This is a genomic window from Enterococcus durans NBRC 100479 = LMG 10746 (assembly GCF_001544215.1).
In the GTDB taxonomy this organism is placed as follows: Bacteria; Bacillota; Bacilli; order Lactobacillales; family Enterococcaceae; genus Enterococcus_B; species Enterococcus_B durans.
In genome coordinates, this window is the sequence record NZ_BCQB01000027.1 from 1 (window position 1) to 22,087 (window position 22,087).

At 38.4% G+C, this 22,087-nt stretch carries 21 protein-coding genes; 2 read left to right on the forward strand and 19 right to left on the reverse strand.

The window, feature by feature from the left end; translation table 11 throughout:
• Positions 1–49: 49 nt before the first annotated feature.
• The 16 genes from ED2_RS08760 to ED2_RS08830 form a co-directional block, all read right to left on the reverse strand.
• Complete coding sequence (locus tag ED2_RS08760; protein ID WP_227644974.1) at positions 50–415, reverse strand: DUF6037 family protein; 366 nt, start codon at positions 413–415, stop codon at positions 50–52.
• A 423-nt stretch (positions 416–838) separates the two neighbouring features.
• Complete coding sequence (locus tag ED2_RS08765) at positions 839–1,048, reverse strand: hypothetical protein (RefSeq protein ID WP_016176531.1); 210 nt, start codon at positions 1,046–1,048, stop codon at positions 839–841.
• An 18-nt stretch (positions 1,049–1,066) separates the two neighbouring features.
• Positions 1,067–1,627 (reverse strand): hypothetical protein, encoded by a 561-nt coding sequence (locus tag ED2_RS08770; protein ID WP_374188686.1) that lies wholly within the window; start codon positions 1,625–1,627, stop codon positions 1,067–1,069.
• 1,493 nt (positions 1,628–3,120) lie between these two features.
• Positions 3,121–3,234, reverse strand: coding sequence for a putative holin-like toxin (locus ED2_RS16390; RefSeq protein ID WP_220150113.1), 114 nt, complete (start codon positions 3,232–3,234; stop codon positions 3,121–3,123).
• A 193-nt stretch (positions 3,235–3,427) separates the two neighbouring features.
• The gene (locus ED2_RS08775; RefSeq protein WP_005879894.1) at positions 3,428–4,819 is read right to left on the reverse strand and encodes an L-cystine transporter; all 1,392 of its coding nucleotides are present in this window, start codon (positions 4,817–4,819) and stop codon (positions 3,428–3,430) included.
• A gap of 203 nt (positions 4,820–5,022) precedes the next feature.
• Positions 5,023–5,409 carry a DUF1149 family protein gene (locus tag ED2_RS08780; protein WP_005879896.1) on the reverse strand — a complete coding sequence of 129 codons (387 nt, stop codon included), beginning with the start codon at positions 5,407–5,409 and terminating at the stop codon, positions 5,023–5,025.
• A 68-nt stretch (positions 5,410–5,477) separates the two neighbouring features.
• Entirely contained in the window at positions 5,478–6,083 is a 606-nt protein-coding gene (locus tag ED2_RS08785; RefSeq protein ID WP_025479959.1) for an HAD-IA family hydrolase, read from the reverse strand.
• Between the two features lie 45 nt (positions 6,084–6,128).
• Positions 6,129–6,797 carry a 2,3-bisphosphoglycerate-dependent phosphoglycerate mutase gene (locus tag ED2_RS08790; protein ID WP_005879900.1) on the reverse strand — a complete coding sequence of 223 codons (669 nt, stop codon included), beginning with the start codon at positions 6,795–6,797 and terminating at the stop codon, positions 6,129–6,131.
• Positions 6,798–6,808: 11 nt separating this feature from the next.
• Positions 6,809–7,249 carry a hypothetical protein gene (locus ED2_RS08795; RefSeq protein ID WP_060789750.1) on the reverse strand — a complete coding sequence of 147 codons (441 nt, stop codon included), beginning with the start codon at positions 7,247–7,249 and terminating at the stop codon, positions 6,809–6,811.
• A gap of 55 nt (positions 7,250–7,304) precedes the next feature.
• Positions 7,305–7,976: an LCP family glycopolymer transferase gene (locus tag ED2_RS08800; protein WP_016176528.1), complete on the reverse strand. Its 672-nt coding sequence runs from the start codon at positions 7,974–7,976 to the stop codon at positions 7,305–7,307.
• Between the two features lie 128 nt (positions 7,977–8,104).
• Positions 8,105–8,482, reverse strand: a complete 378-nt coding sequence (locus ED2_RS08805) for a P-II family nitrogen regulator (RefSeq protein WP_005879906.1) — start codon at positions 8,480–8,482, stop codon at positions 8,105–8,107.
• Positions 8,479–9,252: a DUF1538 domain-containing protein gene (locus ED2_RS08810; protein ID WP_005879908.1), complete on the reverse strand. Its 774-nt coding sequence runs from the start codon at positions 9,250–9,252 to the stop codon at positions 8,479–8,481. Before ED2_RS08810 ends, ED2_RS08805 begins: the two co-directional genes overlap by 4 nt.
• Positions 9,249–9,932, reverse strand: a complete 684-nt coding sequence (locus ED2_RS08815; RefSeq protein WP_005879910.1) for a DUF1538 domain-containing protein — start codon at positions 9,930–9,932, stop codon at positions 9,249–9,251. The genes ED2_RS08810 and ED2_RS08815 overlap by 4 nt, the downstream gene beginning before the upstream one ends.
• Positions 9,933–10,215: 283 nt before the next feature.
• Positions 10,216–11,097: a carbohydrate ABC transporter permease gene (locus ED2_RS08820; RefSeq protein ID WP_005879912.1), complete on the reverse strand. Its 882-nt coding sequence runs from the start codon at positions 11,095–11,097 to the stop codon at positions 10,216–10,218.
• Entirely contained in the window at positions 11,094–11,963 is an 870-nt protein-coding gene (locus ED2_RS08825) for a carbohydrate ABC transporter permease (RefSeq protein WP_025481324.1), read from the reverse strand. The genes ED2_RS08820 and ED2_RS08825 overlap by 4 nt, the downstream gene beginning before the upstream one ends.
• A gap of 221 nt (positions 11,964–12,184) precedes the next feature.
• On the reverse strand, positions 12,185–13,474 hold the full coding sequence (locus tag ED2_RS08830; RefSeq protein ID WP_016176526.1) for an ABC transporter substrate-binding protein: 1,290 nt from the start codon (positions 13,472–13,474) through the stop codon (positions 12,185–12,187).
• A gap of 223 nt (positions 13,475–13,697) precedes the next feature.
• Here ED2_RS08830 and ED2_RS08835 point away from each other — a divergent pair, with 223 nt between their 5' ends.
• The gene (locus ED2_RS08835) at positions 13,698–15,158 is read left to right on the forward strand and encodes a response regulator transcription factor (RefSeq protein WP_025481323.1); all 1,461 of its coding nucleotides are present in this window, start codon (positions 13,698–13,700) and stop codon (positions 15,156–15,158) included.
• Positions 15,155–16,867, forward strand: a complete 1,713-nt coding sequence (locus ED2_RS08840; protein WP_005879920.1) for a cache domain-containing sensor histidine kinase — start codon at positions 15,155–15,157, stop codon at positions 16,865–16,867. The genes ED2_RS08835 and ED2_RS08840 overlap by 4 nt, the downstream gene beginning before the upstream one ends.
• A gap of 163 nt (positions 16,868–17,030) precedes the next feature.
• On the opposite strand, the gene ED2_RS08845 is transcribed toward ED2_RS08840, so the two are convergent.
• Genes ED2_RS08845 through ED2_RS08855 form a run of 3 tightly spaced genes read right to left on the reverse strand, consistent with a single transcriptional unit; the run spans position 17,031 to position 22,084 of the window.
• A complete protein-coding gene (locus tag ED2_RS08845) occupies positions 17,031–17,984 on the reverse strand; it encodes a beta-galactosidase small subunit (protein WP_005879922.1) in 954 nt (317 codons plus the stop codon).
• Positions 17,965–19,842 (reverse strand): glycoside hydrolase family 2, encoded by a 1,878-nt coding sequence (locus ED2_RS08850; protein WP_005879924.1) that lies wholly within the window; start codon positions 19,840–19,842, stop codon positions 17,965–17,967. The genes ED2_RS08845 and ED2_RS08850 overlap by 20 nt, the downstream gene beginning before the upstream one ends.
• Entirely contained in the window at positions 19,826–22,084 is a 2,259-nt protein-coding gene (locus ED2_RS08855) for an alpha-galactosidase (protein WP_016176524.1), read from the reverse strand. The genes ED2_RS08850 and ED2_RS08855 overlap by 17 nt, the downstream gene beginning before the upstream one ends.
• Between the last annotated feature and the right edge of the window lie 3 nt (positions 22,085–22,087).

The following is a 22,087-nucleotide window of genomic DNA, read 5'->3' on the forward strand; positions in this document are numbered from 1 at the left end:
TAATTCCTAGCCAAAGTGATTAGATGGTTATTTTTTGTCCTTATGGTCACTAATCAGCAAAACAGATGTCGCAAAAGCGATCATCAGAATAACAAAAACTTATCCGTCTATCTAAACCAAACTGCTCATATAATTTAGGTCTTTTACGTCTTGTTTTTTCATCATTATACTTAGATCTATAAATTTGATCTCCTTTTTTATTTACTCCGTTTTCTTTCATACCAAAGCAATACTTTCCATCAGGATAAGTATTTATAACTTGCAAAATAGCTTGATCAATTTTTCTAATTACTAACTCCTTAAATTTAGAAGGTACTTTTTCTTCCATTGATCCCAGCACCCCTTTTAAAAGGTCTTTAAAATGACTTTTCTTTGAGGTACTACGATCAATTTCAAAAAAAACGATACAAATCAATAGGGTTGGGGATATTCGGCCATCTTACTCGACAGAAACATTCAAAACAATCTTCTAAATTACCATCTTTAAATACTCTAACCATACATATCGCTTTTCTATCTTTACGCAAATCTTTTTCTGCTATACTTAAAACAGCGATACAATCGTGTTTATTATAAATAAAGTATAGCCCCCTGATGAAAAATTTGAAACGAGTATCAAGGATATTTGATCTGGAATTCAATAATTAATTTTTATTCTTTTCCTCTTGACTAAACGTAGGAAAGAGAGTGGGACAAAAATCAGAAAAAACCTGATTTTTGTCCCACTCTCAATTTAATAAAACATAAATTAAAAATTTCTATCAAACAAAAATTACATTCAGACTGTAGACAAAGCCCATTTTTTTAGCTTTTTCATTTATAGTGGGGAACATGGAAACTAATTTTTCTTATTTTTGTCTTTTTGTTCAAGCCATAATTTTATTAAATAGAATATCATTAAAAATAGAGCTGTGTAGAATCCAGAGCCAATAAAATCTCCATTGATCATATATTCAATTAAAATACCAATTAAACTTGCAATAAAGAAATATATAATTAAATCAAGATACGGATGAAGTTTTTTAAATTTATGATATGCTTTTAACATTTTTAGCCCTCAATTCAATTATTCTGTCTTATATCTTGTCGCTACAACTTTTCCTGCAGCGTCATAACCTCTCTGATAATAAAATCCAACCCAACCGTTGCCATTTTTATCCCATTGTTTAGCTACAGCTGCCCCTGGTGCACCTCCTATTTCTGTCCATCCACTTACAGCTAATAGACCACCTATTGCCTTAGCTGGAAGACCCACAATACCAGCAACTGCGCCAACTCCGGCAGATAGACCAGTATTAATTGCACCTGCTAAAACACCTGTTGAAATAGCAATATTAGTATACTCCCAACCACCCCATCGTGATACAGCAGCTCTTGCAACCCTGTTTGATTGCAGCTTAGTTGTATCTGCACTCTCATCGTAAACAGTTACGATAGGACCTTCTTCTGTGTAATCCACCGTAACATTTTCAGGAAGATTACTAGTTAAAGGTGTAGAATCATAGATTGGATTCGTTTCAGCTTCAATATCCCATAAACTAGTTGGAGCTTCAGTATTGCTCTCTTCAGTATCGCTTTCGGCTGCATATACACCCAACCCTGTACCATTCAAAATCCCTAACAACATTAAAGATGTCATTCCTAAACAAAGAAACTTAGACTTCGAAACTTTTAACTCCATAGATACACTCTCCTCATCTTATCATTCTTAATTATGAAAAATCAATACTTAACAAAAGATCACTAATACCAACAAACTATTTGATCTTATACGTTTCCCAAATAGATTATAGATAATTTTCGTAAGCGCTTTTGTTAAAAATATCATAACCAATTTTCTCTAAAAAAAAGCAATTTATCCTAAAAAAGCAATTTATAGTCTTGAACTGTAATTATTTGATTAATGAAGTCATTTTTACTCTCATTCGACATTTTAAAAAACATAAAAAATTATTACTAGACATTGCCTAAAGCATAAAGTCGTCATTTTTTGTACTTGCTTTATCGTCGACAAAAATCCCACATCACAACTTGCAGAATTTTCTAAAACTGAAATTTCCATTGAAAAAAAGGGGATTTTTGCCACAATCAAAAATTTCTAAATCATTAAAAATCGTTTTTTTCACTCATACTTTCCCATTCTTTGTTTCCTCACAATTGTTTTTATGCTTGTTCATTTACCGTATGTAACAATCTACAGCTGTTTGTTACAATATCATATCCAGTCGAAAATAAAATGCTATATAAACAAGCAAGCTTGCCCATGTATTTCCTTGGTGTCTATAATCCTTTCTCTCACAGCAACCGACCGAAACATACTAACGAAAATGAACAATCAAATCTAAAAACGAAAGGAGATTTATGAAACAAATCATAGTATGAGTGAAAGAAACGAACAGCTGCCCTCCCTCACACCTACCAAAAATGGTTGTTGAAGAAACTAATAACTCTTTTTTATTTAAAAACCCAGCCAATAAAAAAAACATACTCTTTTTCTAATCTCCTATCATTCAATGTATTATAATTGGTTGAGAAGTAAAAAACTAAGGGTTACATGCACATTTTATTTCTATGTGCCATGTAACCCTTAATGCAGCCTTTTTGTATGATCTCTTCATCTTTTTTGATAATTATTATTAGCAATTGCACACCCATTACAAATATAAAAATTCATATCAATAGTGCTTAGTTTAGAAACAGCGTTCATCACGCCAGATAAATGAGCGCTGCCACATAGTGGACAGAACATAGAAGAAATATACAATCGTTCATCTGAAAATTCTAAATCTAACTCAATATAAAAGTTGAATAATTTAAAAATAGTATTAATTAACTATTAAAATTCATTAGCAACTCCCTTTACTTTATTTCTAAAACTATCTTAACTGACACATGACAAAATTTTAAATCAAGATATTCCAGTTGCGAAGATAGCTAAATAAAAGGGATTTTCTATGTAACCCATATAAAGCTTACTTGCAAGAATCAACAACTTAAGCTAATATAAAGGAAAGGAACTATGCGCTAACATAGTCCCCAATGTAGACCCGTTAAAAAGACGGTGGCATTAGTTTTTTATAGTTTTTAACCATCTAACTTCTACCCAAAGTGATTAGATGGTTATTTTTTGTCCTTATGGTCACTAATCAGCAAAACTAATGTCGCAAAAGCGATCATCAGTTGAATTGCTTCAAAAGTTGATACTTGCTTACTCCCTTCTAGGGATAAAGCGATGAACCATAGGCATCACCCCATTTTCAAGAGATTAGCCACCATCTTTTCACTTTTCGGAATAATTAAAATGATTCTATCAATAGATTGAGATATGATAAACCTCGATGCGTTGAAATTGACCAAAGGGTTCATAAAAAAGCATGACTCGAACGGACAGTTTCTGTCTCACTCAGTCATGCTTTTCTTTTAATATTTAAGCATTTACGTCGATTACTTTTGAATCATCTTTAATTGCATCTCGATCTAGATCTTTGATCCTTGCACTTGTAACGATTCCGGCAACCATACTACCACTGACATTTGTTGCTGTCCGGGCCATATCGATCAATGGTTCTACGGAGATCACTAAGCCAACGATTGCAACTGGTAAGTTCATCGCACCTAATACGATCAATGAAGCAAATGTTGCTCCACCACCGACACCAGCAACACCAAATGAGCTGATCGTTACAATTGCTACCAACATCAAAATGAATTCTAAACTAAAGACATTGATTCCCGCAGCTGGTGCAACGATGGTTGCTAACATAGCTGGATAGACACCGGCACAGCCGTTCTGACCAATAGATAACCCAAAACTAGCAGAAAAGTTTGCAGTGGCTTCATCTACACCTAGCGCTTTTGTCTGCGTTTCAATATTCAATGGCAAAGCGCCTGCACTTGAACGGGATGTAAATGCAAAACTTAAGACAGGGAATGCTTTTTTGAAATAATCGATCGGATTCACTTTTACAGAAATCAAAATCAGTGAATGAACGATCAAAACAGCTAATAACGCAACATACGATGCCAATACAAATTTCCCTAAGTTGACGATCGCAACGAAATCGCTAGTTGCTAATACGTTCGTCATCAATGCAAAAACTCCATAAGGTGTCAAACGCAAGACTAATGTGACGATTCGCATCACGATTTTATATAAGCTATCAATCAAATTTGAAAAGAATTCTGCTTCTTTCGGTGCTTTTCTTTTTACTCCTAAGTAGGCGATCCCTACAAAGGCAGCAAAGATAACGACGCCGATCGTACTTGTTGCACGAGTCCCAGCTAGATCCGCAAAAACATTCTTAGGAATAAAAGATAGGATCTGTTGGGGAATCGTCAATCCGCTTACCGCTTCTTGTCTTGTGGCTAATTCAGAGATACGAGCGGTTTCCGCAGCACCTTCTGTGAATTTTGCTCCTTGAAGACCAAAAAGCATCGTTGTACCAATCCCAATCAACGCTGCGATGGCAGTCGTCGCTAATAACAAAGTTAAAACAGTTGCACTGATTTTCCCTAATTTTTCAGAGACTTTCATTTTAGTAAATGCGCCAACGATCGACACGAACACTAATGGCATGATCAACATTTGTAAGAAGCCCACATAGCCTTCCCCTACGATATTGATCCATTGCATCGATTGACTCACAACTGGGTCATCTACTCCGAAAATCAATTGTAATAAGCCACCAAAAACGATCCCGATAGCTAGTGCCGTATAGACACGTGTTGAAAATTTTGTATGGCGCTTTTGCATTCGATAAAACACATATAATAATGCCGCAAAAACTAGAACCACTAAAACTGTGATGAGTGTTGTCATTTTTCTCCTCCTCTAATTTTGAATGACAAGTCCATCGAAGGAAGTAAAGGTTCCCGAAAATGACTCTTCAGACATTTTCCTGAAAAAAATTTTTTCAGTGACTTAACCATTTTAGACTATTCAAGAAGAAATAACAGTTATTTTGCTTACAATTAGTAATAGAAAAAATGATCAGCGATAGCTTTTAACTATCGCCGATCATTTTACGCTTCTTTTTCAGATTGAAAATTCAGTTTCACACCTGGTTGGTCTAGTGCAATCTCAGTCACTTCATATGCTAATCGTTTAACGATATCAAATAACGGAGCGACCAATTGATCAACCTCTTCTTGTGTTACATCACTTTGACCCTCGATTTTACGATTGAGGACATGGTTGATTTGACTTACACTTCCAGATAAAACATATGTATCGAAAACCAATCGAAACTCTAACCGAGCTCCTACGATACTGTGCTCTTTCGGATAGTTTTCAATGGTTTCCTTTAACGGTGAAAATCCTACCTTCAAGTCTGTTTCTACCTCTTGATCTTTTGGCTTCATATCATAATGAAATGACTCCACTACTTCTTTTTGTCTTCTGATTTCCATGTAATCACTCCTTTCCCAAATTATAACATACCTGTGATTGAAGAGGGATACTTATTTGTGAGCTCCCTCTAAATCGCAAGGATTTTCCTCAAGTCATCAATAACATAATCTGCAGGTATTTCTCCGAGAAAATGATCGATATCATATAGACAAGTGAGAACCCCCGCCCGTTTTCCAGCCTCGATATCTAAACGCCGATCACCGATCATCATCGTTTCTGATTTTTTCATCTCGAAACGTTCAATCAGATAATTCAAGGCGTCAGGGGAAGGCTTGCGGGGAAAATTCTGATCGATCCCGACAACTTCTTCAATCAGATCTGTCAGCCCGTAATTTCCAAGCAATTCCCATGTTGATTCCGTGAGACGATGGGTCAGAATAAAATGTCTAGCCCCATGATTTTTCAATGAACGCAAGACTTCTTCAGTTGCTGCAAATGGTTGTGGTTTCAAAGAACTTTCACGTTCATATTGATGGAATACCGGAGTGAATTCCTCTTCTTCAAGCTGATATTCCTCTCTAAGCTGACGGGTAGAAAATTTCTTCATTGTTTGGTAAATCTCTCTAGGATCTTTGATGATTCCAAAATCTTGAAGCGCTTTTGCTGCTCCTTCAACCATTGCTGGATAACTATCATATAATGTTCCGTCAAAATCCCAGATGTAATTCTTGATTTCCATGTGATTCTTTCCTTTATACAGTATTTTTCCGCTCAGTTTTTATAAAAGAGACTTTTCGATGATTTCCAACTGATCATTGAACGTGTACTGGATGGGTTGCGCATTTGGGATATCGATCGTATCCATCTGGTCTTCTGGCACATTTTCCAGATACTTCGTCAACGCCCGCAAGCTATTGCCATGTCCAACGACTAAAATGTTTTGCTGATCCAATAACCGTGGCGCCAAGTTGTCTTGCCATAATGGGATCACCCGTTCAACGGTCATCTCTAAACTTTCACCGTGGGAGATCAATCGTGGATCAAGCTGGTCGTATCTGCGATCAAAGTGGTTTTCGGCTGCTAATGGTGGGACTTCTTTATACCCTCTGCGCCACTTTTTCACTTGTTCTGCACCAAACTCGGCTTTCATTTCCTCTTTGTTTTTCCCAACTAAAGCACCATAATGACGTTCATTCAATCGCCAAGTCTTATCAACAGGAAGATACAGTTGCCCCATTTCCTCTAATGCCACTTGGGAAGTTTTGATAGCCCTTTTTAACACAGACGTATAGACGTGATCGAAAAGCAATTCATTTTCTTTCATCTTTTGACCAGCCGTTCTTGCTTGTTCCATTCCTTTTTCAGTCAGCGCGACATCAAGCCAGCCTGTCCAGTAATTTTCAAAATTTGCTTCACTTTCACCATGTCTTAATAATACTAGTTTCATCACATTCCCACCTAAACTTTCGTTTCAAATTGAGTACCGCATTTTTTACAAGTCACACGTATCCGCCCTTTTCCTTTAGGTGCTCTTTTATTTTGATGACAAGTTGGACAAGCAAAGAATGTATAGTGACTCACAGTCGCTTTCTTTGGTTGTTTGCTTGAAAACCGATGTGCCTTCTCTTTTATCTGTTCAGCAAACTTCAAGAAACGCTGATTTTCATTCAGCCTTGGATAGATTTTCGTTGAAAGGAAACGATAAAGGATTACGCCTATCAAAAGAGCAAAAACGAAATAGCCGATAAAAAAAGGTAGCCAGCTACGGAATAAACTGAACAACAATGCCCCAATCAGCAATAATCGATTCAGCGCATCGAACTTCCCATATCTCCCTATAATCAGTCGATTGTAATTCCTTCTTAATTTTATTATACGTTCAAACCAAATTTGTGCCATAAGAATTCCTCCTATTCCTGTCTATTATGTCAAAAAAAGCAAAAAAGGAAAAGGCTCAATTAGCCTTTTCCAATGTCAAACCATGAAGAGCATTTCGATTTTTGGTAAAATCAATGACGATGACTTTCTTCTCATCTTCTCTATTCACCACACGAAACGTGTCGTTTAGAGGAAGCGTCAGTTTTTTCGAAGGCACTTCTTTCAAGCGTAAAAAGCGTCTAATCAGTGAGATCAGTTGAGGAAACTGTATAGAGGTGTGCAGTAGTTCTGGATGTTTCTTTAGCAATTGTGTTGTTTTCAATAGATTTCGTTTTTTTCCGATTTCTTTTAGGAAACTTTTTAAAATCTTCTGCTGTCTTTGAAAGATGGAAAAAGAATTTTTTTCGTCCACCTGATAACGCATCTGATCTTGTAATTCTTGATCTGTCAGATGGATTTGCTGTTGGTTCTCTTCTATTGTCATCCCATTAGGAAACAATTCAAATACGACCTGATCCCAGCTCTCTAATGAAAGCTCAAGGTAATCTTTGACTGGCAACTCCAGTTCTTTATTGAAAAAAGCTAAGATAGCATCCAGTCCTTCTGATCGATAAATTTCTCCCAAAGTCAAGCCTTCTAAATGGAATTCTGGCGAAAAATGCAACAGTGTTTTATCTTCAGTTAATTGAACATAAAGAAAGGTTGAACGTTCAATGGCTTTGTCCTTTAAAACAACTAAAAAATTCATTTTACTCCTCCTTTATCTACTTTAAAATAGCATATTCAAAGGAAGTTGTCTGGAAAAAAGAGAGGGATTTCATAAAAATTTAGTAATTTGCTTGTTTGTGCTTTTTGCCTAAAATTAGAGTATTTTACTTATGAATCATCTTCTAGTAATTCTTTCATGCCGATCGTTTCACGGTATTGATGGATCTTCGTGATCCCGATCACTTTGTCGACGTCGATACTAAAACAGATCCCATTACCTGGTACATCGATATGTATCCCTTTGCCAATAGCATCCATTACTTCATTTGTGATACTGTCAGGAACAAGGGTCAAAACGATATCTTTTTCTGGTGAGATCTCCAACCCTAAAAACTTGCCCGTATCATGCACGCCAGATCCCCGGCCATGTAGGATCGTCCCGCCTGCCGCTCCAGCAGCTTTGGAATAGTCGATCACATCTTCTCCTATTCCGCCGTCAACGATCGTGACGATCATATGCAAATTCAAAGCGACTAAATCTTTCATTGTGTTTCCTCCAACTGTTGTAATTTTAGTTTTTCTTTCTGATCTTTTTCATCTTTTCGCTTATAGATATAGCCCAAAACTAAGGTGGACAAGATTGGCGTCAGTGCAATCATCGCCACAACTCCGAATCCGTCGATAATCGGATCTCTACCCTCGATTTGCGCTGCAATAGACACACACATGGATAAAAGAAAGGTCGAACACATCGGCCCTGTAGCCACTCCGCCATTGTCGAATGCCATAGCTAAAAAAAGTTTGTCTACTTTTCTACCTAAAATAAAGGCTAGACCGTAACCTGGAATCAGGAAGTAATAAAGAGAAAAACCTGCTAGTAATCGCCACATAGATAAGCCTACAGCTAGTCCAATACCAATCGATATCACTGCTAGCATGACTTTTGCTCGAATCCTTCCTTCACTTAGTTCTTCCACCTGTTTTACCATGACATGGATCGCTGGTTCAGCAAAACCCACTAAAAAACCCATGATAAAACCTAACGGAATCAATAGATGATTCTGTTCAATTGCAGCAATCGCGCTTCCTAAATGCTGTCCCACCGGAACATAGGCCATATTGACACCATGCAAAAACAAAACCAATCCAATCGTCGTGATCAAAAAACCTTTAAGAATGTTCCAGAATCGTTTTCTGCGTATACGGAAACTAAAAAAATTCAGCAAAATAAATAGCAGAACAATTGGTAAAACTGCTAAGACCACTTCGTACAGGATCACCTCGATCCCAGCAAATAATTGTTGGATCGTGCTCATTGGAAAATCACCCCCAAGATCATCACCGCTAGTATCGGACCTAAAGAAGCAATGCCGACCATACCGAAACTATCATTTTCGTTTTTGCTTTGCCGGATCATACTCGTCATTCCTCCAGCTAATGCCAAAATAAAAGGAACTGTGACAGGGCCAGTCGTCACACCACCAGAATCGAATGCAATCGGCATGAATTCAGTAGTGGTAAAAAAAGATGCAATCAACACACCTAAATAACCGATTGCCATCAAGCGATAATAAGATACTTTGAATACGACACGTAATAGAGCAAAAGCTAAAAAGACCCCCGTTCCGATACTCACGATCCCAATCAAAAGCAATCGGCCAATCTCACCATCTGAGATCTCATACACCTGCTGTCCCAATACTTGAACAGAAGGCTCCGCAATAGTGATAACGATTCCAATAATGAAGCCTAAACTGATCAAAATCGGTAGATTCCGTTTCTTGATCAGGTATTTACCAACCAAGTCGCCAACTTCCATCATTGAATAGTCTGCGCCAAACAAGAATAATGTCATACCGATCATCATAATCGCCGCTCCAAATAGAAACGAACCCATCTCTTCTGAAGTGAGTGGAGCGAATATAACTGTTAAAATAACTATCAACACGGTCATCGGTACTATTGCTGTGATAACTTCTTTAAAGTTTTTTAGCATGTATCCTCCTCCTTTATTCCATTTTACCTGATATCCATCCAATTATCGAGCATAAAAAGAAAACGTTCACATTTTATTTGAGAATTCCTGATTGATTTTTTTATAACAAAAATTTTAGTGGAGTGACAAATTTTAATGACGACACATTAGGATCAAAAGATTTATTAGACACTGGCATACTCGTCTACTCGCAAAATAAGTCGAATAATCCTGAAAATAGAAAAAGATATTCTCAGATTATTCGACTTATTCATTTGCGTGTCCATGCTCTTTTCATTGACACTTATTTCACAGAACCGATCATCCCTTGCACGAACTGTTTTTGTAAGACAAAGAATACGATAGCAGTCGGTAACGTTGCAATCACTAGACCAGCCATGATCATGCCGTAATCTGGTGTATAAGAAGCACCCATTGCTGACAATACTAACGGAACTGTACGTTTGTCTGGTGATTGCAAAGCAACCAAAGGCCATAAATAATTGTTCCAACTACTCATAAAGGTAATGATCGCCGCAGCTGCGTATGTGTTCTTAGCTGTTGGCAAATAGACTCGAAAGAAGATACTTAACTCTTTTAGTCCATCCAATCGTGCAGCTTCGACTAGGTCTTTCGGAAAGGACTTTGCATTTTGACGGAAAAAGAAAATCAAAAACGCTGTACTCACGGAAGGAAGAATCACTACTAAGAAACTGTTGATACCTAAAACTGTGCCATTCAATTGTGAAAACATCCGATAGAGCGGGATCATCAACGCCGCAAAAGGCACCATCATCGATAAAAGCAAAATATTGAATACTTTTTCTTTTCGCTTACTTTTATAAATCTCAAATCCATACCCTGCCATAGAAGAGATCAACAGCGCAAAAACTGTTGTGACGACTGCGATCATCGCAGAATTTCCCAAGGAGCGCATAAAATTCAAGTCATTTGAAAAAAGATTTTGAAAATTGACGATCAGATTGTCGCCGATTTTTAGTTTTCCTCCCGAAATATCGATCGCTGTATTGGTCATTCCCAAAATCATCCATACAAAGGGAAAGATGGAAATAAATGAGATGATACTTAAAGCGGTGTATTTGAACAAATCAAGAAAACGAAAAGAACTTGTTTTCTTTTTTTCAACGGTTTTTACTACTTCATTCCTTTGAACGACTTCTTTCATCGACTTTCCCCTCCAACCTTAGTTTGTATAATTGATAAAAGTACGATAAAAATCACGATGACAAACGAAACTGCCGCCGCATAGCCAAAATTTGGAGTGAATTTATAGCTTAGATTATAGATGTATTGTGAAAGCGTGGTAGTTGCATTTGCAGGACCACCGCCAGTGATGTTTTGTACTTCATCAAACAGTTGGAGTGTACCGATCGTCGAAGTGATCGACGTAAATAAAATGATCGGTTTTAAATTAGGGATCGTTACTTTAATGAATTGTTGCCACTTTGAAGCCCCATCGATTTCCGCCGCTTCATAGATCTCTGGATTGATATTTTGCATTCCCGATAAAAAGAAAATCATATTATACCCTGTCCATCGCCAAGTGATTGAAATAATAATCAAGACTTTAGCCCAAACCGGATGAGTCAACCAGCCAATTGGATCATCGATCAATCCAATCGATACAAGCATATTGTTGACCAGACCAGATTGTGAAAAGAGACTTTTCATAATTAGAGAATAACTGACCATTGAAGTGATACAAGGTAAAAAAATAGCTGTTCGGAACAATCCCTTCATCTTCAATTTCTTATCATTCAATAAATTAGATACAAAAAGTGCCAAAAACAACATGATTGGAACTTGTACCAGTAGATATGAAAAAGTATTAAAAAATGCTTTTTTGAATGTCGTATCGTTCAACATCCGCTGATAATTCCCCAACCCATTGAAGGTCATATTGACTGGGGGACCGCTTTGAAAAGATGTGATCAGCGCAAGAATCATAGGAATAAATACCATGATCGAAATCATTAGGACTGGTAGGATCAAAAAAGCATTCCCATTCTTAAATAAATCTTTTCCTCTCATTCTATTACCCACTTTCATTATACCGATTCTAACTTTCTTGCTACGAGGCTCCCGACAAAACAGTTAGAATTTTTTTTGTAGGAGCTATACACGAAGCGGTTTGCTTAGACCTCGCTGATCTCCGACGCGCTTCGTGTTAGCTACTTATCTACTTATTTAACAACCATTCATTTCATCAACGTCTCGACTAGACGAATCGTCCACTCAGCTGGATCATTTCCTTAATTTGCTAATTGTGCTTCTACTTGTTTTTGTGTATCTGCTAATACTTTATCTGTGTCTTCTCCATTGATGATCCGGTGCAACGATTCTGCTACAACCGCTTCGATCGCATACGTTTCTTGTCCATAATTCACTTCTGGTATCTCAGCTGTCCATTTAGAAAAATCATCGAATACTTTTTGGCCACTATAAAATTCAGAAGGTTCTTGATACACTTTTTGATCCTTAGCACTTAACATCGTTGAGACTAACCCGATTTCTTTCGCTAAAGTTCCCATCAAGTCAGCATTGGTAGCAAACGTCTCTTTTAAGAAATCCTTGGCATTCTTTTCTCCAGAAACACCTTTGATCAGGTACCAGCCCGCACCACCTAAGTTTGACGCTTGTGCTTTTTGCATGTCAGCAGGAAGTGAAGGTGTTGGTGCAATTGCCCATTTTCCTGATTGATCTTTTGCTCCTTGGATCGTTGATGAATACCAAGCACCGATAGGACTTGATGCGATAGCCCCAGACTGGATCGCTGTTACACCTGCATTCCAATCAGACGTTTGTTCCACTAAGTCTTCTTTCAACAATGTTGCAAAGAGATTCAATCCATATTTCAAAGATTGATTATTTTCGATAGTGACAGTTTTCCCATCTTCTGCTGTATACCATTCACCAGCTTCTTGCATGATCATTCGAACTCTTCCAAGGTCAGATGGGTTGACTTCAGTGATTTTCTTACCCGTCTTTTCTTTGACATCTCTCGCTACTTTTACATAATCATCCCAACTTAGATTTTGCATATCTTCTTGGCTATACCCTGCTTCTTCAAGAAGGTCCGTACGATAAAAATTAGCAGTCACTCCTGAATCAAAAGGAACACCATAGATTTTATCGCCCACTTTGTTCACTGCGAATTTATAAGCCGCAAAATTATCTTCATCAACAATATCTGTTAGGTCCGAAAAGGCATCCGGATAGGAATTCAAATAGCCTTGAATACGATAATCCTCGATCAGGACGATGTTCGGTAAGCCATCGGTATTTCCACTCGCCAATGCCGTATTCAATTTTTGCACGATATCATCTTGTGACATAGTCACCACTTCCACATCAACGTCTTCATTCTCATAGACTTTCTTTGCTTCATTGACCGCCTTGATATTAAAAGTTTCATCCCATGCCCACACTGTTACTTTGTCATCATTACTTGCTGCTGAATCAGAAGAATTCCCACATCCCGCAAATAAAGTTGCAGCAGCAGTTAAAATCGCGGCACTTGCTAAAATCTTTTTGAAATTCATAGTCAACCCGTCCTTTTTCATTTATTGTTTAAATACAGTTTGTATATTACCAAACATTGTAACCGTTTTCTCGTATTTTCGTGTTCCTCCAAAAAAAGTCCTAAAATAAGAAAAAAATCCAAATATCCATTTGGTCAAAATGAACTACTTCGTTGAAATGTACTTGCATTTCTTTTTAAATCCACGTATTTTAAAATTAGCATTATTTAAAGGAGGTACTTTTTTGACAAATTTAATGTTCATCGATGATGAGAAAACCATTTTACACGGCTTGACGAATCTAGTTGATTGGTCTAGCCATGACATCAATATAGTAGGTGCCTTTTCCGGCTCTTTGGAAGCGCTTGATTTTTTTGACCATCAACCTGTGGATATCGTAGTGACTGATCTGATCATGCCAGAATTGGATGGCATTGAACTTTCCCGCTTATTCAAAAAGAAACAACCAGATGTCCAAATCCTTGTTCTTTCAAGTCATGATGATTTTCAACTTGTAAAAGATTCTTTTGTTGGTGGCGTTTCGGACTATTTACTTAAACCAAAATTGAACCCGGAGAATCTACTTTCAGCAATCACGAAGTTAGTGCACAAGAAACAGAAACTCCCTTCCACAACGGAGTCTTTGAAGCAAGATTTAGCGAATTATTTTTCCGGACAGACAACTGCTTTATCCCCAAAAAAATTTTCCTATCCTATTTTTTATCTTGTTTATAACGAAATGAAAGAGCTGACTTATCTGAAAGAAAAATCTCTAACCGGTGAATGGCCACTTGAATTTTTCCCTTTCACGACCCTCAATCGTGGATTCGGCTGCTTGATCAATACGGCTAGTACCGATATTTACCCTCAACTTATCGACTATCTATCAGAAACCAGTAAGACGAAGGAGACCCTTTGTATCCTCTCCAAGGAACTTGATTTTTCTGAACTTTATACTGAGTTTACGCTCCTCAAAAAGAATGGTAAGGGGCAGTTATTTTATCATTTGCACAAAGGATCACTGGTAGCAGATCAGCTAACTCCACTTGTTCCTCATTATGAAACGAGTACGAAAAGCTACCTCACAAAAATAGTGAACAAAGATTATTTGTCAGCAATCAGAGAATTGAGCGCTACAGTTGAAACGATGATCATCCTAAGAATCGATCCTTTATTTTTGAAACATGAAACAATGAATCGACTCTATGCGCTGATCCATGCAATGGACGATGAAGAAGAGAAACATTACGAATTGACCAAATTAAAAATAACTTTGACGGCACAATTTGCTGATGCCTTCGCTATTGAGCGTTTTGTACAAATATTTACCAACATCATTCAACAGTTGATGGTCTGGGTCGTTCCTGAAAAAAAAGAGACTTCTGCTATTTTAACATTGATCTATGAATACGTTCAGAGAAATTACTACGAAGACCTGTCTTTACAATCTATTTCAGAAAAATTTCACTTTTCTTATAGTTATCTTTCGACTATTTTCACGGAAAAATACGGCATCAACTTTACAAAATATCTAAAAAAAGTGCGTATCCAACATGCAAAACGACTCTTAACAGAAACAACTGACCCTCTTTCAGAAATCTGTTCTCAAGTGGGTTATACCGACTTAGGCTACTTTTCACGAGTATTTAAAGAAGAAACAGGGATGAGTCCTTCCCATTACCGCAAAGGAAGCATGGTGAAATGAAAGCAAAACTCAAAGAATACGAATTATTTACAAAATTATTCATCATTTTGTTTATTGCACTGTTCACTCAAGCAATCATCATTTCACTTTTTATTTATCACCAATCAAAAGAGGCTTATATCAACCTATTTGATAAATCGAATGAACAAAGTTTAGTAAAAATCCAACGAGATTTTGAAATGCTGAATGATAATATCGAAAAGACATTATCTTCGATTGCCGAAAATCCAGGGGTAGAAAGTTACTTTTCTACGGAAAACCAGCCTGCGTTATCGCAGCTTTCAGATTTAAAAGAGATCCATCAGATGACACTCGGCTTCACCGCTATTTCTCCTTATATCGATTATGACCTGATGATTTTTGGAGAAAACGGGCGGACCTTTGTTGGAAATGACCTCATCGCTAGTATGGATGCGAACGCTTTTTTTCAATTGGAGATCCGCAATAAGATCGATCAGGTATCTGCATCAACTCAAATGGTCTTTGTTGATTTTGGACTTACACAGAAAAATCAAGCAGAAAAAAGTATTCTTTTTGTCAAAAAATTGCAGACTTCGCTGAATCGAGTTTATGGCTATGCTGTCATTGCTATCTCTTCCAAACAAATGGCGCATCTCTTCAGCACCATGATCAATCCAGATATTTCAAAAATCTATTTGCTTAATGAAGAACAGACTGTTTTTTCATCAAACGAAGCTGCTATGATTGGTACGACTTCCGACTTGTTTACTGATTTGACCAGCAATGGAACAAAAGCGATCGGCTCTGCACGCTTGACCAGGCTTCCTCTGTATCGACAAAATTCAACACTTATCAGTAAAGTCGATAGCAATTTAGTGACCAATCAGATGGGGATCCTCTTCCCAATCATTTTCTTCAATTTGATCATTCTTATCCTCGTGGGAGGCGTCGTTTTTAGCTACATGAACCGCCAGACGAAGTCGATCTATGCCTTGATCCATTCGATCAAACAAAACAAAGAAACGGCACCGAATGCCCATGTATCGATCCAAGGAACTTACGAAACAAAAGTACTAGGTTCTACGATCAATCAGTTACTTGATACGATCGAAGAGAGCCACGAGCGATCGATTAAAGCCGAAAAGAAAAAACGTATCTTGGAGATACAGACGATGCAAGCGCAGATCCAGCCTCATTTTATTTACAACACATTGACAAGTTTGAAGTTTCTGATTTGGCAAGGAAAAAATGAAGAGACCATTACTGGGATCGACCATTTTATTGATTTGTTAAGAAGTACGATCGGGAAAAAGGAGGAACTGATCACTGTCGGTGAAGAATTGAACAGTGTGCAAAGTTATATCCACATTCTTGCACTTCGTTATGGGGACGAAATTTCTACCCGGATCATGGTACCTGAGGAATTATTTTCTTTCAAGGTCCCGAATATGATGATCCAACCAATCATTGAGAATGCATATCTCCATGCTTTTCAATCGAAAAAAACAGGATTTATCACGTTATTTGGCAAGCTTCATGACGATTCTTTGATCTTTGAGGTAGTGGATAGCGGAGATGGATTCGATACTAGTTTAACGAAAAAAACGACTGATTTCTTTTCGGGAATAGGGATCAAAAACGTTGATGAACGCATCCGCTTATCCTTTGGTGAAGCATATGGTCTCACGATCGAATCTTTTATTGGCGTCGGCACGACCGTCAGGATCACTTTACCGATCATAGAATAACTCTGAATTTCTGTAAAAAAATCCATTACCAACGTACGATTTTTCCGCTACAGTTTGCCCTCAGACTTCTTTTAAGCAACAAATAGCAACCAAGTTTCTCCATCGAGAGGTTTGGTTGCTATTTGTTGCTTTTTTAATTACTTTTTTGAATACAGCGGTCAGGTTACTTTATCACAAAAGAGAATTCATGATCTTCTTCTCCACTGATATGATAGTCGTCTTCCACATCTGCACCCCAACTATTGATTCCACCTACACCTCGAACTCTCCCCAACATCGTCAAAACAGTTCTTCTTGCTGGTGGCAATTCTTCTCTATGGGTCGCGTTTTCCAATTCCTCTGCTGTGTATGGCAATGCAGAAAAAGCAAAATCTCCTGTTACTTGTTCAAATCGTAAAGAAAATTTTTCCTTTTCTTTTTCTACATTGCTCAAGGTAGTGTCTCTCGTTATCTCTACCCATTTTGTTTTCATATGGACACCACAATCTTGTGGTACCAGATAAGGAGTCACTGGCAACCCAGTTATTTTATAGATACCTTCTACTCCACCAGCCATTCGGTCAGGATACGTTTCTCCAGACAATCCCTCATAGGTAAAACTCGTCGCCTGCGTTGGCATGATAAACCGTATTCCTAAAAGAGGTAATTCTGGTACCCCTTTTTGACCATGGTACACTACATTGACCTTGATTTCCCCAAGCGCATTGATCCGGTAGCTGACAACTACTTCCGTTTTTGGTACTGTATTGTATTCTAGTGTGAATAGGATCTCTGCAGAAGATACGTATTCTGTATTTGAATACTGATTATTGACCGGCGCGATCGGCAATTCGATGGCTGTATCTTCTATCTTTACCTGGATCTGTTTGACTTTTGGATACTTCCCTGCCCCTAACCATACAGATGAACGATACCCAAACCCATTGCCGCGATCATTGTCTGTCAACGCTCGCCAAAAAGTAGGCAAGGTCTCACGATAAAGCCATTCTTTTCCATTTTTGTTCAATGATTCCATTCCACCTCTTGTATAAGAAAAAATATAATGGAATCCTTTCCCTTTCAGCCCCAGTGTACAATCTCCGTAAATGACCCTTAACTTAGTCGCTGTATTTTCCATAATAATATCTTACCTCCTGTAAAGCTGGCTTCTCTTCTCCATCTGCAAAGACGATCCCATTTCCAGAAAATTCATAATCACTAGGACGATCATCAAAATCTCCCCCATAACGCATCACCTTTTGATTCGTGATTGGATCGATCATTTGGATTGCTTGATCTTTAAAATCCCAAATGTATCCACCTTGATACATCGGATACTGTTCTAACAATTCCATGTACGAGGCCATACCGCCTAATGAATTGCCCATATCATGCATATATTCGCATAAAATAAAAGGTTTTTGTGCTTCTTCTTCAAGATAGGCACGAACATCTTCTGGGGAGGCATACATACAACTTTTCATATCTGAAATCGTTTCTTCGAATCGGGGGTTAGGGAAGTTCCCTTCGTAATGCACCAACCGATCCGGGTCTTTTTCTTTGTAATAGTCATTCATCAAACGAATATTTTCTTCTGCATAGGATTCATTTCCGAGAGACCAAAATAAAATACTTGTATGATTCTTCAACGTCTCGAAATTTGTTTTTGCCCGATCCAATACATTTTCACGCCACTGGGGAATATTTCCAGGAACATTGTAGGAGGGTTCGAATGCCCCCATCTTCTGCCAGGAGCCATGGGATTCTAAATTGGTTTCTGCCATAACATGGATACCTGCTTGATCACAAAGATAATACCAGGCGATCTGGTTAGGATAATGGGAGGTTCGAACACCATTGATATGTGCGTTCTTAATGATCTTTACATCCCGTTCCATATCTTCAAGCGTGATTGCTCGTCCTTTTTCCGGATGCCATTCATGTCGGTTGACACCATTGATGATCAACCGTTTTCCATTTAGATACATGATCTTATCTTTGATCTCGATTTTACGGAAACCAAAAGGATAGTGGGTATATTCGGTTACTTCTCCGTCCTTACGGGTCTCCAGTTCGATCCGATACAAGCGTGGTTGGAAATGTCCCCAAAGTTCAACCTTTCCTAGATCAACACGATGAGAAAGCGAAGCGGTCAACACCAATTTTTCTTCATAGATTTTTCTTTCTGTCGGATCAAAGATACGAAGATGCACTTCACTGTCAGGAAGGATATTTTCAATCTTGATATCCATTTCCACCTGTCCATGTTGCAATGTTTCGTCCAATTTAGGGCGCAACCAGATATCTGCCAAATGATTTTTTCCTTTTGCAATCAGTGTAACATCGCGAAATATCCCAAAGAAACGAAAGAAATCCTGATCCTCGATAAATGCTGCTGTACTTCGCTTATGGACTTCTACAGCCAGCTGGTTTTTTTCTTCCAGATAAGGTGTCAAATCAAATTCAGCAGGGGTAAAGGAGTCTTCTGCGTAACCAATAAAGTGACCGTTCAGCCAAATATACATCGCCTGTTCTACACCTGCAAAATGGATCGAGACCTTTTCTTGTTTCATCTTCTCATCTAAACGAAATGTTGTGATATAGGAACCAACAGGATTATATTCTGCCTGAGAGAACAGTCCTTTCGTTTGTGCTATGCTAGCCGTTGTGAATGGTGGGCGACGAAACTCATGGCCTTCCCAAGGATACATCGTATTGATATAGTGGATCTTGTCATAGCCAGCTAACTCGATATGACCAGGAACAGCTATTTCATCAAAATCACTGCTATCAAAATCCTTTTTATAGAAATCTACTGGACGACTCTGTGCATTTTTTGAGTACTTGAACTTCCATATTCCATTCAAGGATTGGATACGTGAGCTAGCTGTATTGATTTCTGATTTTGAGCCATAGATCACATGGTCACTGTGTGCTTCTAACTGATTTACTCGAAATACTTCTGGATCATCTAGCCAATCAATTGTTGCGTTCATTTGCGTTCTCTCCTTCTTCCACTTTGATAAAATGAATGAGCGATGTTTGAAAATCGCCATAAAAATCCGGATAATAAAGCCCTACTGTCATCAATTCAGAACCAGAATAGATCTGCCCGGTTTGTTGATCACGGTAAAAATCTTCCTCCGCCAAACCAGCTAAACGGATTTCGTGGAAGTCCGGCTGCGCATTTGCTAATTTTCTGCTTAAAAACAATACCGCTTCTTCCTGATCTTTTGCGACAAAAATCCAAGAAGCAGTTGCCTGCTCAAAAGGATCATGCAAACGATAGAAATCACCATACTGAACGGTTCGCCTGATTTCTTTATAAAAAGCGACTTGTTCCTTCACTTCGTTCTTTTCTTCCTCGGATAAGTGTGTCAGATCTAGTTCGTACCCAAACACGCCACCCATCGCAACATCACCACGTGTTTTCAAACTAGTCACACGGCCAGTCTGGTGATTTGGTACAGCAGAAACATGTGCAGTCATGGCAGAAATAGGATAGCCTAGACTTGTCCCATACTGGATATTGATCCGTTCCACAGCATCGGTATTGTCACTCGTCCATGACTGCGGCATATAGTGCAACAAACCAGCATCAAATCGCCCGCCACCACCAGAGCACCCTTCCCAAAGGATCTCTGGATAATCCGTCGTAAGCCGTTCCATCAGTTCGTATAAGCCTAAAACATAGCGATGGAGCACTTCTCCTTGATTCTCTTTTCCTAAAGAAGCAGAGTAAGCATCTGATAATGAGCGGTTCATATCCCATTTGACATAGTCGATGTCAATCGTATCCAGCAGTTTGCGTAATTGCGTTTCGATTGCCGCACGTACCTCTTCACGTGTAAAATCAAGCACATACTGGGAAAGTGAAACAGCAGGTGTTCGATCAGGTTCAGACATCAAATAATCTGGATGATGCCGATAAAGTTTTGAATCAAGAGAAATCATTTCCGGTTCTACCCATATCCCAAACTGCAAGCCAGCTTGGTGGGTGTAATCAGCAAGCCCTTTTAATCCATTTGCTAACTTGCCCCGATATTCATACCAATCCCCCAAAGAAGAATTATCCGCATCCCTTTTGCCAAACCATCCATCATCTAAAACAAACATCTCAAGTCCAAGTTCTTTTGCCTCATCGATGATGGCTTCCAATTTTTTACTCGTAAAGTCAAAATAAGTCGCTTCCCAATTATTGACTAGAATCGGGCGCTGTTGGTATTGATGTTTTCCTCTGGCAACTCGTTCTTGTAACAACTGATGTGTGACTTGACTCATTTGGTTCAGTCCTTGATCAGAATAAGAAAGGAGGATCTCAGGAGTTTGAAAACTTTGATTTGCAGCTAACAGCCAATGGAAATTATAGGGATTGATGCCCCCGATCACTCTGGTCTGATTGATTTGATCCTTTTCGATCTCAAAAGAATGGTTTCCTGAATACACAAGGTGTATCCCGATGGCTTCGCCTGCAAACTCTGTCGTATGCTTATTCGTTAATGCAATAAACGAGTTCATCTGGTGACTGCTTGACCCTCGCCGGCTTTCAAAGGATTTGATTCCAGCCAAAATTGGCTGTCTTGAGATTTGCCGTTCTTTGACATGGGCGCCTGGTAATGCAATCACCTCATCAAATCTACCTGAATGAGTAAAATCGATCTGGAAAGAAGCTGCTTTCTCAATAGCGATCGTTTCTGTTGTTTGATTTCTGATATTCACACAGCGAGTGACCACCGAGCGATTGCGATAGATCGTATACATCAAGTCAACGTACACACCTAACTCACGATCCTTTAACGTGATCACCAACGTTTCCGCTTCCTTCGCTTGTAAAACATAGGCATGGGGCAATCCTGATAAAGCAGGTTTCCCCTCACTTATTTGATAATCATGGTATCTAAGATCCAGTAGATTAGAGCCATTTTCTCTACGAATCACCAGAGCAGGCAAGCGGTAATCCATCCCGCCGTGGCTAGAGTATTCTTGTGGCAGCGTATCTTTTGAAAAAGAACGATCATCATTTAACGGTGTATTCCCGGAGAATCCACGATCTCTTCTAGGATAGTTTTTATGATGGCGGTACCCCTTGATCCTCTTCCCAAAATAAACATGGGCTAAGACATCCGATTCTTCGATTTGGATAATGTAGGAAATCGTGTCATTCGCCAAATGAAATATTCGGTCTTTTTCATCGTATGTTACTAATTCAGCACGCTCTATATCTTTTACTGTTTCCATCTC

Excerpts from the sequence above, each read along its gene's own strand:
- ED2_RS08770 (WP_374188686.1), bottom strand. The coding sequence starts at position 1,627 with ATGTTGTTAGGGATTTTGAATGGTACAGGGTTGGGTGTATATGCAGCC.
- ED2_RS08790 (WP_005879900.1), bottom strand. The coding sequence starts at position 6,797 with ATGAAACTAGTATTATTAAGACATGGTGAAAGTGAAGCAAATTTTGAA.
- ED2_RS08810 (WP_005879908.1), bottom strand. The coding sequence starts at position 9,252 with ATGAGCACGATCCAACAATTATTTGCTGGGATCGAGGTGATCCTGTAC.
- ED2_RS08830 (WP_016176526.1), bottom strand. The coding sequence starts at position 13,474 with ATGAATTTCAAAAAGATTTTAGCAAGTGCCGCGATTTTAACTGCTGCT.
- ED2_RS08795 (WP_060789750.1), bottom strand. The coding sequence starts at position 7,249 with ATGGCACAAATTTGGTTTGAACGTATAATAAAATTAAGAAGGAATTAC.
- ED2_RS08820 (WP_005879912.1), bottom strand. The coding sequence starts at position 11,097 with ATGAAAGAAGTCGTTCAAAGGAATGAAGTAGTAAAAACCGTTGAAAAA.
- ED2_RS08775 (WP_005879894.1), bottom strand. The coding sequence starts at position 4,819 with ATGACAACACTCATCACAGTTTTAGTGGTTCTAGTTTTTGCGGCATTA.
- ED2_RS08765 (WP_016176531.1), bottom strand. The coding sequence starts at position 1,048 with ATGTTAAAAGCATATCATAAATTTAAAAAACTTCATCCGTATCTTGAT.
- ED2_RS08825 (WP_025481324.1), bottom strand. The coding sequence starts at position 11,963 with ATGAGAGGAAAAGATTTATTTAAGAATGGGAATGCTTTTTTGATCCTA.
- ED2_RS08805 (WP_005879906.1), bottom strand. The coding sequence starts at position 8,482 with ATGAAAGATTTAGTCGCTTTGAATTTGCATATGATCGTCACGATCGTT.
- ED2_RS08855 (WP_016176524.1), bottom strand. The coding sequence starts at position 22,084 with ATGGAAACAGTAAAAGATATAGAGCGTGCTGAATTAGTAACATACGAT.
- ED2_RS08800 (WP_016176528.1), bottom strand. The coding sequence starts at position 7,976 with ATGAATTTTTTAGTTGTTTTAAAGGACAAAGCCATTGAACGTTCAACC.
- ED2_RS08845 (WP_005879922.1), bottom strand. The coding sequence starts at position 17,984 with ATGGAAAATACAGCGACTAAGTTAAGGGTCATTTACGGAGATTGTACA.
- ED2_RS08815 (WP_005879910.1), bottom strand. The coding sequence starts at position 9,932 with ATGCTAAAAAACTTTAAAGAAGTTATCACAGCAATAGTACCGATGACC.
- ED2_RS08840 (WP_005879920.1), top strand. The coding sequence starts at position 15,155 with ATGAAAGCAAAACTCAAAGAATACGAATTATTTACAAAATTATTCATC.
- ED2_RS08850 (WP_005879924.1), bottom strand. The coding sequence starts at position 19,842 with ATGAACGCAACAATTGATTGGCTAGATGATCCAGAAGTATTTCGAGTA.
- ED2_RS08780 (WP_005879896.1), bottom strand. The coding sequence starts at position 5,409 with ATGGAAATCAGAAGACAAAAAGAAGTAGTGGAGTCATTTCATTATGAT.